The sequence below is a fragment of the Alkalimonas collagenimarina genome (genome assembly GCF_030717845.1).
Taxonomy (GTDB): domain Bacteria; phylum Pseudomonadota; class Gammaproteobacteria; order Enterobacterales; family Alteromonadaceae; genus Alkalimonas; species Alkalimonas collagenimarina.
On the sequence record NZ_JAUZVZ010000023.1, the window covers coordinates 19,370 to 32,836 of the forward strand.

Below are 13,467 nucleotides of genomic sequence, written 5' to 3' on the forward strand. Positions count from 1 at the left end.
TAATAAATTACGCAGCATTACCTCAGACAAAATGGCGTTTTGTTTGCTTTGAAGGTTGAAAAACGTTGGTTTTCACAACGATTTCGGTATGATCCACCTTCGTAGCGGTGCCGCACATCATCTCTTATGTCGCTTAGAGCGCCCTAATTGCCATGGTTGTGGCTTAATTAGCCTAGGTATTATCCCATTAATCAGCAACCAATAGCAACTAAATTGTAATTTTAGCAGAGTTGAAAGCTTTCATGACAGATGACATTAAGTTAGGTGTGCAAATTGTTGAAATTGAACCCGATTTTTCAGGTCAGCGCGTAGACAACTTCTTGATCACACGGCTGAAAGGCGTACCGAAAAGTGTCATTTATCGGGTGTTGCGCAAAGGTGAAGTCCGAATAAACAAAAAACGGATAAAACCTGATTACAAGCTTCAGGCTGGTGATTTACTACGGATCCCTCCCATCACCGTGCGCAAAGAACCGGATGCAATTTCCAATCAACTAGCCGTAGTTAAGCAACTTGAGCACTGCATCTTATTTGAGGATGACCATTTAATTATTCTCAATAAACCCTCTGGCATGGCGGTACATGGCGGTAGTGGTCTGAGTTTTGGTGTGATAGAAGCTTTACGTGCCTTACGGCCCGATGATCGTCATTTAGAGTTAGTGCATCGATTGGATCGGGATACCTCCGGCTGTTTGATGATTGCTAAAAAACGTTCTGTGTTACGTCATATGCATCAGCAATTACGTGATAAAACGGTGGAAAAGAAATACCATGCCTTGGTCGCGGGTGATTGGCCTGCCAAATTGCGTAAGGTGACAGAGCCACTGCGCAAGAATACCCTGCAATCAGGTGAGCGGATGGTGCGGGTTGATCATATCGAAGGCAAAGAGTCAGAGACTCGCTTTCGGATTTTACAGCGTTATCAACAAAGCACGCTGATAGAGGCCTTTCCTGTCACTGGACGTACTCATCAAATACGAGTTCATACCGCGTGCAAAGGGCACGCTATTGCCTGCGATGACAAGTACGGCGATGCGGCCTTTACCGAGCAGATGAAAGGGCTCGGTTTAAAGCGTTTATTTTTACATGCCTTCAGTTTGCGTGTGGTGCACCCGGCCACTGAGACCACCTTAGCTGTCGAAGCGCCGCTTGATGCAGATCTCTCTGCGGCGCTACAGCAATTAAAGCGAGTTTAATTTTATCATGCAGCACTCACTTCAATGTTGTCGACTGGTTATTTTTGACTGGGATGGCACCGTCATGGACTCCGTGGGGCGTATTGTATCTGCCATGCAAACATCGGCAAAATTGGCTGAGTTACCAGTACCCACGGCGTATGAGGTGAAGCAAATTATTGGTCTAAGTCTTGATTTAGCCTTTACCAGCTTGTTTCCCTGCATGAACAAGCAGCAGCATCAATCATTATTTAAACATTACCGAGAGCAGTACGTGCATCATGATCCGACGCCAACGCCGATGTTTGAGGGTGCCGAGTTGCTATTTCAACAGTTGCATCAACAACAACGGCAACTAGCTGTTGCTACCGGCAAAGCGCGAAAAGGGCTGACTCGTATATTTGCAGAGACTGGATTGGCGCACTATTTTGTCACTACCCGCTGTGCCGATGACGCCCGTTCGAAGCCAGACCCAGACATGTTGTTGCAGATCCTGCATGAAACGGGTCTTCAACCTGAGCAAGCGGTGATGGTAGGCGATACCAGCCATGATATGCTGATGGCGCAAAAAGCCGGTATTCCGCGTATCGGAGTGACACATGGTGTGCACGGCTTAGACGTCTTAGCGAAGTTTGAACCCATTGCAATTGTTGATGACTTGCACCAGCTAAAAACGCTATTTAGCAGTAGTTAACTCAAAGCCCATAATTTACAATTCAACATTCAACATTCAACAAAGCGGGTTGATACCTTGCTGGCGCAGCATCGCTAATAAACGGATCAGTGGCAAGCCAATCAGGCTATTGGGATCATCGCCTTCAAGCTTTTCAAACAAAGAGATACCTAAGCCTTCACTTTTAAAGCTGCCAGCACAATCAAGCGGTTGTTCGAGAGTGATGTATTGCTTGATCTCATGGTTGCTTAACTGACGAAAATGGACGTGAAATGGCTCGCAACATACCTTATAGCTCTGATCAGCCGCATTGATCAGCGCCAGCCCGGTTAAAAACGTCACTTTGTGGCCACTAAAACGTTGAAGCTGCGCAATGGCCTTGGCTTCAGTATGAGGTTTGCCAAGAATGCTATCGCCAAAAACGGCGACCTGGTCCGAACCGATTACGAGTCCAGCATCAAGAGACTCGGCTACTTTTAGTGCTTTGGTAACTGCAAGACGTTGCACCAAGTCACTGGGAGTTTCCCCAGCTAAAGCGCTCTCATCAATATTTGGTGCGGCGGTGGTAAAGTGCAACCCCGTTTTTTTTAACAGTTGCTGACGGTAAGGTGAGGTAGAAGCCAGCCAGAGTGTATAATCAGCGGAGTTGCTCATCAAAAAAGTCCTGTTAGTGGCCATTTCAAGTTGGCTAAAGTGCTTACTATACGGAACCCGGTCTTTAATCGCGAGAAAATCGTCTGAAAAGCTGCAGAATCCTTTGACAGCAAAGGCTGGGATCTATAAGATGCGCGCCTTATGCAAAAAGTGAAAATACCTGTTACCTTAGACCCAGTGCGGGCAGCCCAAAAACGTTCATCTTACGATGGCGTGATTTTGCTTTCCGGTCTGACCCGTTTAGGCGAGCATTTGCTGGACACCGCAGGTGATGTAACAGTAAGTATCGACTGCGATGTAGATGAACAAAAGTTGGTTGTGCTGAAAGGCAAAGCCGCGTGCACGGTCCAGGTGGCTTGTGAACGATGCCAACAACCACTAGAGCTGGAATTATCATGCCAGTTTGCGTTTACACCTATTCGCGGTGATAATACGGCACTGGATCACATTCCTGAGTGCTATGACGTGATCGTAAAAGACGAACACGGTGAAGTGAATTTGCGGCAAATGGTTGAGGATGAACTGATACTGACCCTGCCTATGTACCCGGTACATGACGAACAATTTTGTTCTGCACCGGAGAAGCCAGCGAGTTTTGGCAAGGTAGTTGATGAAGATGAAAAACCGAATCCGTTTGCTATATTGCAAGAATTGAAGAAAAAATGATTTATTAGGAGAAAGACCATGGCAGTTCAGCAAAACAAAAAATCTCGTTCAAGACGTGACATGCGTCGTTCACACGATGCGTTGACCGGTCCTACTTTGTCTGTAGATGCAACGACTGGTGAAACTCATCGTCGTCACCACATCACTGCAGACGGCTACTTCAAAGGCCGTAAAGTTAAGTAAGTTCGGATGCACCTGGTGCAGCCAACAAAGATCACTATCGCGTTAGATATGATGGGGGGCGATCACGGCCCCCTTGCTACGTTGCCTGCAGCTATTGCAGCCGTGCAGGAAAACCCTCGTTTACACCTCACCCTGTGCGGTGATGCTGAGCTATTGCAACAGCATCTACAGCAAGCGGGTTTTCACAATCATCCTCGATTGCAATTGCTCCATTGTACCCAGCATGTTTCTATGGCTGAAAAGCCATCGTCTGCATTGCGTAATAAACGTGATTCTTCCATGCGTATTGCACTGGAGCTGGTAGAGCAAGGACAGGCTACGGCTTGCGTAAGTGCAGGCAATACCGGAGCTTTGATTGCCATGGCACATTTTGTATTAAAAATGCTGCCTGGTGTTGAACGTCCTGCATTAATTAGTGCCTTACCTTCCACGACCAATCAACCCGTTTATATGCTCGACCTTGGAGCCACCGTCAATTGCAACGCAGATACCTTGTTTCAGTTTGCCGTGATGGGAGCCGTGATGTCGGAGGAAGTTGAATCACTCAGTGCTCCTCGAGTGGCTTTATTGAATATGGGCGAAGAGGAGATCAAAGGCTCTGATCAAATTAAGCAAGCATCGGTGCAATTGTCTGAGTGTGAAGAGCTGAATTATATTGGCTACATTGAAGGCAATGATATTTTTTCTGGCAAAGCGGATGTCATTATTTGCGATGGTTTTGTTGGCAATGTTGCGCTGAAAACCTGTGAAGGTGTCGCTACCTTGATCATGAGTCGGATCCGTGCGAGGTTGATGAGTAGCTTTTTTGGTCGAATTACCGCCAAACTCGCTCAATCTTGGTTCAAATCACTGGTTCAAGGGGTGAACCCCGACCAGTACAATGGCGCAAGTCTGATAGGATTGCGCGGAATTGTCGTGAAAAGTCATGGAAATGCTTCAAAAGAAGCTTTTCTAAGTGCGATACGGCAAGCGGTCAGAGAAGTTGAACGTCAGGTACCAGCCAAAATTAAGCACCGGCTGGAACAGGTATTAATTGGAAAAGCGTAGGTTGCCATGTATTCACGCATTATCGGAACCGGAAGTTATTTCCCGTCTCAAGTAAGAACGAACACCGATCTGGAAACCATGGTGGAAACCACGGATGAGTGGATCATTGAGCGCACAGGCATTCGTGAGCGTCGAATTATTGGTGCTGATGAGTCTGTTGCAACCATGGGAGCCGCTGCAGCACGTCAGGCCATCGATGCTGCTGGGATCGACAAAAACAGCATCGATATGATTTTAGTGGCGACGACCAGTGGCGCACGGTCGTTACCAAGTTCGGCTTGCGAAGTGCAGCGAGAGTTAGCTATTCCCGCGATTCCTGCTTTTGATATCGCAGCGGCTTGTGCAGGCTTTTGTTATGCGCTCAGTGTTGCCGATCAATACATTCGTACTGGCATGGCCAAACGTATTATGGTGATAGGCTCCGATTGTTTATCGCAATTGATTAGCCCTGAAGATCGTAGCATGGTGATTTTATTTGGTGATGCGGCCGGCGCTGTATTACTTGAAGCCTCTGAGCAGCCCGGCATTTTATCTACTCATATTCATGCAGATGGCAAGTACTCAGAATTGTTGTATGTCAACAATCCAATCCGTGGTGATGTAGATTCTGTGCATAACTCCTGGGGATCAATGAAAGGCAACGATGTGTTCAAAGTCGCGGTGAATAAACTATCCGAAGTGGTTGAACAAACGCTCGCCGCCAATAACATGGATAAATCAGAGATTGATTGGTTGGTGCCTCATCAGGCTAATTTACGCATTATTTCTGCTGTAGCCCGAAAGTTAAGTTTGCCAATGGAACAGGTGGTGATCAATCTGGATCGTTATGGCAATACCTCTGCGGCAACGGTACCAACAGCGCTGGATGAAGCGATCCGTGATGGCCGTATTCAACGAGGTCAAACACTGTTACTGGAAGCCTTTGGCGGTGGTTTTGCCTGGGCATCCGCATTGGTACGGTATTAAAACGCAGCACTAAAATTTGGTGCGGTATCAAAATACGTCGCGTGATGATTCAACCTTGTTCATTCGATTATGGGACGGGAATTAAGTTATGAGCAACAAACTTGCAATTGTGTTTCCGGGGCAGGGCTCGCAAAGCCTTGGAATGTTAAGTGAGCTGCATGCTGAGCATGCAATTATAGGTGAAACCTTCGCAGAGGCTTCACAAGCACTGGGTTACGATTTATGGGATTTGGTTACCAATGGGCCCGAAGCCGTATTAAATGAAACCGATAAAACCCAACCTGCTTTATTGACGGCTTCAGTGGCTTGCTGGCGTTTATGGCGACAGCAAGGTGGCGCAACACCTTCTTATTTGGCTGGACACTCTTTGGGTGAATATTCTGCCTTGGTTTGTGCTGGCGTTATGAGCTTGCAAGATGCGGTGATACTGGTGACCAATCGTGGTCGATATATGCAAGACGCAGTTCCGGCAGGCACCGGTGCTATGTATGCCATTATCGGGCTGGATGATCAGGCGGTAGCTGAATCCTGTGCTCAAGTAGCCAACGATGAAGTTGTTGCTCCAGTTAATTACAACTCCCCAGGTCAAGTGGTCATCGCGGGCCAAAAGGCCGCGGTTGAACGTGCAGCTATAGCGTGCAAAGAGTCTGGTGCCAAACGGGCATTGCCATTAGCTGTCAGTGTCCCTTCCCATTGCGCATTAATGAAGCCAGCAGCAAAGACCTTGGCTCGTGATATGGCTGCGATGGATTTTAACCCAGCAACTTTATCGGTCGTCAATAATGTCGATGTAGCTATTGCTCATGATGCAGCAGCCATACAAGATGCGCTCGTTCGTCAGCTGTATAGCCCGGTTCGTTGGACTGAAACTATCCAGTGGCTGGTGGCTCAAGAGGTGACCGACTTTGTCGAGCTGGGAGCCGGTAAAGTGTTGTCTGGTTTAATTAAGCGAATTGATAAAAATGTAACGGCTCGTTCAGTGAACGATTGTGCTTCTTTACAGCAAGCATTGGCCGCAGAATAAGGAAAAACCATGTCAACATTATTTTCTTTGGAAGGCAAAGTGGCTTTAGTTACAGGCGCAAGCCGTGGTATTGGCCGAGCCATTGCTGAGCAACTTCAGGCGTTAGGCGCGACAGTGGTGGGTACAGCCACCAGTGAAAAAGGTGCTGCGGCGATAGGCGATTATCTTGGCAATCCAGCGGCAGGCTTGGTCCTCAATGTCACCGATACTGCATCAATTGAAGACTGCTTAGCTCGCATTAAAAATAGCTTTGGAGATATTGATATTTTAGTCAATAATGCCGGAATAACCCGTGATAACCTGTTAATGCGGATGAAAGATGATGAATGGTTTGATATTATGCAAACCAATTTGACGTCAGTGTTCCGCCTTAGCAAAGCAGTATTGCGTAGCATGATGAAAAAGCGTTATGGTCGTATCATTACCATAGGTTCCGTTGTCGGAAGCATGGGAAATGCGGGCCAGAGCAATTATGCTGCTGCAAAAGCCGGTGTACTTGGTTTTACTAAATCGCTGGCACGCGAAGTGGCGTCCAGAGGGATCACCGTGAATGCGGTTGCACCAGGCTTTATCGATACGGATATGACAAAAGAGTTATCGGATGACCAGAAAGAAGCTATCTTTGGTCAGGTTCCAGCCAACCGTTTGGGGCGGCCGGAAGAAATTGCAGCTACCGTTGCATTCCTGTCTTCAGAGCCAGCTGCTTACATTACAGGCGAAACTATTCACGTTAACGGCGGTATGTATATGGTGTAAGCCGTGGCATGTCAGACCAGCGAAAAAATGCCGGTTACATGACTTGCAACAGACAAAGCTTACGCATAAACTAGCGCCACATAAAATTGCACGAACTGTTGCGATTTAGATGAAAAAAGGAAGAAAAGATGAGCAACATCGAAGAACGCGTAAAAAAAATCATTATTGAGCAACTGGGTGTTAAAGAAGAAGAAGTGAAATCTGAAGCTTCCTTCGTTGACGATCTGGGTGCAGACTCACTGGACACCGTTGAGCTGGTTATGGCTTTGGAAGAGGAATTCGACACTGAAATCCCTGATGAAGAAGCAGAAAAAATCACTACGGTTCAATCTGCTATTGATTACGTCAAAGCAAACGCAGAGTAAGCCTGCTGTACTGAAAACGGGTAGCGAGGCTACCCGTTTTTCGTTTTACGGTTTATAGTATCCAAAAGTGCGACCATTATTTTTTGCGATTACAATTCATATTCATTCCGCTGCAGCATTGTTCGTTCAGTATCGTGCTGCAACGGAATGAATAGGTTATTCCGGTGGAGGACGCAGTGACAAAACGTCGAGTAGTGGTGACGGGTTTAGGGCTATTAACGCCGCTTGGAAATGATGTGGCTTCCAGCTGGCACGCTCTGCAGCAAGGAAAAAGTGGTGTAAGCATGATCGAGCATTTCGATACTGATGCTTATAGCACCAAGTTTGCAGCAATGGTCAAAAATTTTGATGTAGAACCTTTCTTCCCGGCTAAAGAAGCCAAAAAAATGGATTTGTTTATCCAGTATGGGGTTGCTGCTGGTATTCAGGCATTCCGCGACTCTGGCATTGAAATTACTGAACAAAATGCGAGCCGAATTGGTGCTGCTATCGGTTCAGGCATTGGTGGTCTTGGCTTGATTGAGGAAAACCATACCAAATTGCTGAATAGCGGTCCGCGTCGTTTGTCACCCTTTTTCGTCCCCTCAACCATCATCAATATGATTGCTGGCCAATTATCCATTATGTTGGGGCTGCAAGGACCAAATATCAGCATTGTGACCGCCTGTACCACGGGGGTGCACAACATTGGCCAAGCTGCTCGTATGATTGCCTATGGCGATGCCGATGTGATGCTGGCTGGTGGTGCTGAAAAGGGATCCGCTCCTTTGGGCATGGGTGGTTTTGGAGCAGCCCGAGCCTTGTCGACCCGCAACGATGCACCAGAGCAGGCAAGTCGTCCCTGGGATAAAGACCGTGATGGCTTTGTACTTGGCGATGGCGCTGGTGTTGTTGTGCTGGAAGAATACGAGCATGCTAAAGCCCGTGGAGCGAAAATTTACGCTGAACTGGCTGGCTTTGGTATGAGTGGCGATGCGTACCATATGACGTCACCGCCTGAAGATGGTCGTGGTGGTGCGATGGCAATGCAAAACGCCTTGAATGACGCCGGCGTTAATGCAGAGCAGGTTGGCTACATCAACGCGCATGGTACTTCGACCAATGCTGGGGATGTTGCTGAAACTCGTGCCATTAAATCTGTTTTTGCCGCCAATATCGATAGCATCATGGTCAGCTCATCCAAGTCGATGATTGGTCATCTACTTGGTGCGGCAGGTTCGGTTGAGTCGATCATCAGTATTTTATCGCTGCGTGATCAAGTGGTCACTCCAACCATCAATTTGGATAACCCGGACGAAGGCTGTGATTTAGATTATGTGCCTCATCAGGCCCGTGATGCTAAACTGGATTACGCACTGTGTAATTCCTTTGGCTTTGGTGGAACCAACGGCTCCATCTTATTTAAACGCGTTTGATAAGCTGATTTGCCCAGATACAACAAAGCCCGCTTAAGCGGGCTTTGTTGTATCTGGGGCTGTATTCATGTACTAACTTAGTCGCGCTTTCACTTTTGCTGCTTGCCATTCTGCTTGAGTGATAGGACTGGTTTCAATCTCTGTTAGATCATGCTGTTGGTACTGCATTTTCCGTTGAGCGACCTGCTGCATAATTTGTTGCAACTCTGCATCTGACTTTCGGTTCCAATTAGCGATTTCGCTGATATGTCGATAGCAACCAATGCAGACTTTCTTTGCGTCCAGCTTGCAGCAGGCAATGCAGGGGGAATCAATACTCATGATTGACGGATAGAGCTTTATCTACTGGCGGCTCAAGGGTCAACCGCTGTGCCTGAATGACAACCTGAGTTCTGTTGGTACAACCAAGCTTGCGAAAAATAGCGGTAATATGTGCTTTAACTGTGGCTTCTGAAATGTGCAGATCGTAAGCAATTTGCTTATTGAGCCAACCCTCCGTTAAATAATACAACACTTTGTATTGTTGATTGGTTAGTTGAGCAACACGAGCTGCCAGATCAAGATCATGTTCTTGCGCATCTTGTTCATCCAGCGCTTTTTGCATCGAGGGAGGTACCCAGAGCTCACCGGCCAGAACTTCCTTCAATGCTTCGCTGATCTGTGATGGATTGGCAGATTTAGGGATATAGGCTGAGGCACCAAATGAAATGACCCGTTTAACCACATCGAGTTCTTCACTGGCTGAAATAACCACGATGGGTAAGCTAGGGTAATTTTTACGAAGCTGAATTAACCCCAAAAAACCACAATTACCAGGCATGTGTAAGTCTAGCAGTAATAAATCGGTATCTGGGTGCTGTTCCAGTGCCTGACAGGTGGATTCAAATGAATCAGTTTCGATGGTGGCTTTGGTGCTAAAGGTATTACTGATAGCATTGATGAGCGCATTTCGGAACAGTGGGTGGTCGTCTGCAACGATCAATTTGGCCATGAGTCCTCGTTATTATTATCATACCTTATGGCTTAGTATATAACTAAAGGCCGCGTAAAGCGGCCTTGATTTTTGATTAATTACAAACAGTATATTGTCACGATTTGCGATTCAACCTGTTTTCAATCAATTGATCAACGACTGACGGGTCAGCTAAGGTAGAAATATCCCCTAATTGATCGTGCTCATTCGCTGCAATTTTGCGTAAAATGCGACGCATAATCTTACCCGAGCGAGTTTTTGGCAAGCCCTGAGGAGCCCATTGCACAATATCGGGTGAAGCGATGGGCGATATTTCCTGCCGGACCCAATCCCGCACGGCTTTGGTCAGGTCTTCACTGGGCTCTACGCCAACACGAGGGGCAATGTAGACATAAATTCCTTGCCCCTTGATATCGTGTGGATAGCCGACAACTGCAGCTTCTGCAATGGCTTCGTGAGCCACCAGACAGCTCTCAATTTCAGCGGTGCCTAGTCGGTGGCCTGAAATATTCAATACATCATCGACCCGGCCGGTTAGCCAATAATAACCATCGTCATCCCGGCGCGCACCATCTCCTGTGAAGTATGAGTTTTTATAGGTACTGAAGTAGGTTTGTTCAAAACGAGCATGATCGCCAAACAAGGTTCGCATCTGACCCGGCCAGCTGTCTTGGATCACTAAGTTACCCTCGGCTGCTCCCTCCAATACCTTGCCTTTGTTATTGACAATCGCCGGCTGAACGCCAAAAAATGGTCGTGTTGCCGAGCCAGGTTTTAAATCGGTGGCACCGGGTAATGGCGTGATCAAAATGCCGCCAGTCTCAGTCTGCCACCAGGTATCAACAATCGGACAGTTACCACGACCAATTTTCTCGTGATACCAGCTCCACGCCTCTGGGTTAATAGGCTCACCAACACTACCAAGGGTTCGTAAAGACGTAAGATTGGCTCCCTCGACCGGTGCATCACCATGGGACATTAATGCCCGAATGGCCGTGGGGGCGGTATACAGAATATTGACGTCGTATTTATCGACGATTTGCGCCATACGCTTAATGGAAGGGTAGGTCGGTACCCCTTCAAATAAAACACTGGTGGCACCGTTGGCCAGCGGACCATAAATAATATAGGTATGGCCTGTGACCCAACCGACATCCGCAGCGCACCAGTATACGTCGCCCGGATGGTAATCGAACACGTACTGATGCGTCATCGATGCCCACACCATATAGCCACCTGTGGTATGCAGCACTCCTTTGGGCTTACCAGTGGAACCGGAGGTATACAGAATGAACAGAGGGTCTTCAGCATTCATTGGCTCTGGTTCACATTCGTTCGATTGTTTAGCCAGTAACTCGTGATACCAGACATCGCGTCCAGCGTGCTCATCGATATTTTTACCAACATGTTTAACGACAATAACGTGTTTGACCGGACTGTCTTTACCCAGGTGACCCAAGGCCAAATCCGTGTTGTCTTTTAGTGCAGTAAGGCGATTACCGCGAGGCGCCTGATCTGCAGTGATGACCAGTTTAGAGTTACAGTCCTGAATACGGCTGCCAAGCGCATCCGGTGAAAAACCAGCAAACACCACGGAATGCACAGCACCAATACGAGCACAAGCCAACAAAGCAACAACCGCTTCAACGATCATCGGTAGATAGATGGTTACTCGATCGCCTTTACCGATACCAAGAGATTTCATGCCATTGGCCAACTGGCAGACATGCTCATGCAGTTCACGATAACTGATATTTTTTTGAATACCAGGCTCGTCACCTTCCCAATAAAAAGCAATATCATCTGCTTTTTCAGGCAGGTGGCGATCGAGGCAGTTGTAGCTGGCATTCAGCACACCATCTTCAAACCATTTGATATCGATATTACCGGGCTCGAAGCTGGTATTTTTTACTTTGCTGTAGGGTTTGAACCAGTCAATACGCTTGCCATGCTCAGCCCAAAACGACTCCGGATCCTGTATAGATTGCTGATACATACGTTGATACGTTTCATTATCAATCAAGCAGCGTGCTTTAGCGGCCGCTGGAACCGGAAAAAGGCTTGGCTGTGTCATAACGATGTCCCCATGTTTGCTGTATTCATAACTAGAACCTATGTTCTAACGAATTGTGCTCTAGAAAGAAATTAGACCATTGTCTAGCTTGATACAATAAAGCAATCGATTAGAGGTCTGTTGCAATCAAAGCTACTGTAACAACGGATGCGACTAAAGGCTAATTGCGGGAATTGCGTTGCTGACCCAACCTTGTTCACAAAACAACCAACAAGAACAAGATAAACTAGGGAGCACCGCATGAAACAACTACCCTTTGCCGCCAGTTTGCTGGCAGCGAGCATGACACTTGGATTATCGCAGGCTCAGGCCTCCTTTACCGTCGGTAATACCGACATTAGTTTTGGCGGCTTTGTCAAACTTGATATGATGCTCAATGATACGCCGGATGGAAATCTGGGCACCAATATTGGCCGTGATTTTTATGTGCCATCTCTGACGCCAGTCGGTGGTGAAGGCGAGAGCACTAAGTTTGATATGCATGCCCGGCAGTCGCGTTTCTTTTTTACCACCCAAACAAAATTAGAGAATGGCAAAACTGTTGGAGGACGACTTGAGTTCGATATGATGTCGACGCCGGGAGGCGATCAGCGTATTTCCAATGGTTACTCACCTGGCATTCGTCACGCCTTTTTTACCTATGACAAGTGGCTGTTTGGTCAAACCTGGTCCACGTTTATGGATCTAACCTCTTTGCCTGAAAGCGTCGATTTTGTTGGCAATACCGATGGACAGATCTTCGTTCGGCAACCACAAGTTCGTTACACCAATGGCAGTTTTCAATTTGCTATAGAAAACCCGGAAAGTACCATCACACCATCGCCTGATGGTGGTCGGGTTGTCAGTGATGACAACACCATGCCTGATGTGGTCGCTCGTTATAACCATTCTGCAGAGTGGGGCAGTCTTTCTTTGTCTGGCTTGGTACGGCAACTAGCGTACGAAGACAGAGCGCTGCAAATTAATGATCGGGTCATGGGCTATGGCCTGTCGTTAACCGGTAAAGTGATGGTGACTGACAGTAATGATATTCGCTTTACCATCAATACCGGCAAAGGGTTAGGGCGTTACATTGGTTTAAATACTTCGAACGGTGCAGTGCTTGATGCCAATGGGGAGCTGCAGGCCATTCAGTCTACCGGGATGACACTGGCTTATCGGCATGTCTGGGATGAAAACTGGCGCACTAACCTGATCTATGCCACGCTCCGGGTTGATAATGATGAAGAATTAACCGGCCTATCTGCCACCAAAAGTACCGAAAGTCTCAGTGCCAATATGATGTATCAGGCATCACGGCATTTACAGTTTGGTGTTGAGTTTAGGCATGCCACCCGCAAACTTGAATCAGGCGCCGATGGTGACTTAAACCGTTTGCAATTTATGGCGAAATACGACTTTTAATCGGATGGTTTCCGTGCTCAGAAGGCCTGGCTGAATGAGTTGCTCGTCTTTACCCAGGCCACCTGTCGCTCGCATCTTCAGGTGGTTTGGGT

Annotated in this window: 15 protein-coding genes; 11 read left to right on the forward strand and 4 right to left on the reverse strand. The window is 47.3% G+C overall.

Features of this window, described 5'->3' with window-relative positions:
* Positions 1 to 242: 242 nt before the first annotated feature.
* Both rluC and Q3O60_RS14120 read left to right on the forward strand, forming a co-directional pair.
* Entirely contained in the window at positions 243 to 1,196 is a 954-nt protein-coding gene (gene rluC / locus Q3O60_RS14115; RefSeq protein WP_305894588.1) for a 23S rRNA pseudouridine(955/2504/2580) synthase RluC, read from the forward strand.
* 7 nt (positions 1,197 to 1,203) lie between these two features.
* Entirely contained in the window at positions 1,204 to 1,869 is a 666-nt protein-coding gene (locus Q3O60_RS14120) for an HAD-IA family hydrolase (protein ID WP_305894589.1), read from the forward strand.
* 36 nt (positions 1,870 to 1,905) lie between these two features.
* On the opposite strand, the gene Q3O60_RS14125 is transcribed toward Q3O60_RS14120, so the two are convergent.
* Positions 1,906 to 2,502: a Maf family protein gene (locus Q3O60_RS14125; RefSeq protein ID WP_305894590.1), complete on the reverse strand. Its 597-nt coding sequence runs from the start codon at positions 2,500 to 2,502 to the stop codon at positions 1,906 to 1,908.
* A gap of 141 nt (positions 2,503 to 2,643) precedes the next feature.
* Between Q3O60_RS14125 and yceD the strand changes: the two genes are divergently transcribed.
* From yceD to fabF, 8 genes are all read left to right on the forward strand, one after another.
* On the forward strand, positions 2,644 to 3,168 hold the full coding sequence (yceD, locus tag Q3O60_RS14130; RefSeq protein ID WP_305894591.1) for a 23S rRNA accumulation protein YceD: 525 nt from the start codon (positions 2,644 to 2,646) through the stop codon (positions 3,166 to 3,168).
* An 18-nt stretch (positions 3,169 to 3,186) separates the two neighbouring features.
* Positions 3,187 to 3,351, forward strand: a complete 165-nt coding sequence (gene rpmF, locus Q3O60_RS14135; RefSeq protein WP_305894592.1) for a 50S ribosomal protein L32 — start codon at positions 3,187 to 3,189, stop codon at positions 3,349 to 3,351.
* A gap of 6 nt (positions 3,352 to 3,357) precedes the next feature.
* Positions 3,358 to 4,398 (forward strand): phosphate acyltransferase PlsX, encoded by a 1,041-nt coding sequence (gene plsX / locus Q3O60_RS14140; RefSeq protein WP_305894593.1) that lies wholly within the window; start codon positions 3,358 to 3,360, stop codon positions 4,396 to 4,398.
* Between the two features lie 6 nt (positions 4,399 to 4,404).
* Positions 4,405 to 5,364: a beta-ketoacyl-ACP synthase III gene (locus tag Q3O60_RS14145; RefSeq protein ID WP_305894594.1), complete on the forward strand. Its 960-nt coding sequence runs from the start codon at positions 4,405 to 4,407 to the stop codon at positions 5,362 to 5,364.
* Between the two features lie 88 nt (positions 5,365 to 5,452).
* Positions 5,453 to 6,388 (forward strand): ACP S-malonyltransferase, encoded by a 936-nt coding sequence (gene fabD / locus Q3O60_RS14150; RefSeq protein ID WP_305894595.1) that lies wholly within the window; start codon positions 5,453 to 5,455, stop codon positions 6,386 to 6,388.
* Between the two features lie 9 nt (positions 6,389 to 6,397).
* Positions 6,398 to 7,144, forward strand: coding sequence for a 3-oxoacyl-ACP reductase FabG (fabG, locus tag Q3O60_RS14155; RefSeq protein WP_305894596.1), 747 nt, complete (start codon positions 6,398 to 6,400; stop codon positions 7,142 to 7,144).
* 128 nt (positions 7,145 to 7,272) lie between these two features.
* Positions 7,273 to 7,509: an acyl carrier protein gene (gene acpP / locus Q3O60_RS14160; protein WP_305894597.1), complete on the forward strand. Its 237-nt coding sequence runs from the start codon at positions 7,273 to 7,275 to the stop codon at positions 7,507 to 7,509.
* 176 nt (positions 7,510 to 7,685) lie between these two features.
* A complete protein-coding gene (gene fabF, locus Q3O60_RS14165) occupies positions 7,686 to 8,924 on the forward strand; it encodes a beta-ketoacyl-ACP synthase II (protein WP_305894598.1) in 1,239 nt (412 codons plus the stop codon).
* Between the two features lie 72 nt (positions 8,925 to 8,996).
* Here the strand turns inward: fabF and Q3O60_RS14170 are convergent, their stop codons facing one another.
* The 3 genes from Q3O60_RS14170 to acs form a co-directional block, all read right to left on the reverse strand.
* The gene (locus tag Q3O60_RS14170) at positions 8,997 to 9,245 is read right to left on the reverse strand and encodes a DUF1289 domain-containing protein (protein ID WP_305894599.1); all 249 of its coding nucleotides are present in this window, start codon (positions 9,243 to 9,245) and stop codon (positions 8,997 to 8,999) included.
* Positions 9,235 to 9,915, reverse strand: coding sequence for a LuxR C-terminal-related transcriptional regulator (locus Q3O60_RS14175; RefSeq protein ID WP_305894600.1), 681 nt, complete (start codon positions 9,913 to 9,915; stop codon positions 9,235 to 9,237). Before Q3O60_RS14175 ends, Q3O60_RS14170 begins: the two co-directional genes overlap by 11 nt.
* Positions 9,916 to 10,012: 97 nt before the next feature.
* Entirely contained in the window at positions 10,013 to 11,971 is a 1,959-nt protein-coding gene (gene acs / locus Q3O60_RS14180) for an acetate--CoA ligase (RefSeq protein ID WP_305894601.1), read from the reverse strand.
* Between the two features lie 240 nt (positions 11,972 to 12,211).
* On the opposite strand from acs, the gene Q3O60_RS14185 reads away from it, so the two are divergent.
* Complete coding sequence (locus Q3O60_RS14185) at positions 12,212 to 13,375, forward strand: DcaP family trimeric outer membrane transporter (RefSeq protein WP_305894602.1); 1,164 nt, start codon at positions 12,212 to 12,214, stop codon at positions 13,373 to 13,375.
* The last annotated feature ends 92 nt before the right edge of the window (positions 13,376 to 13,467 follow it).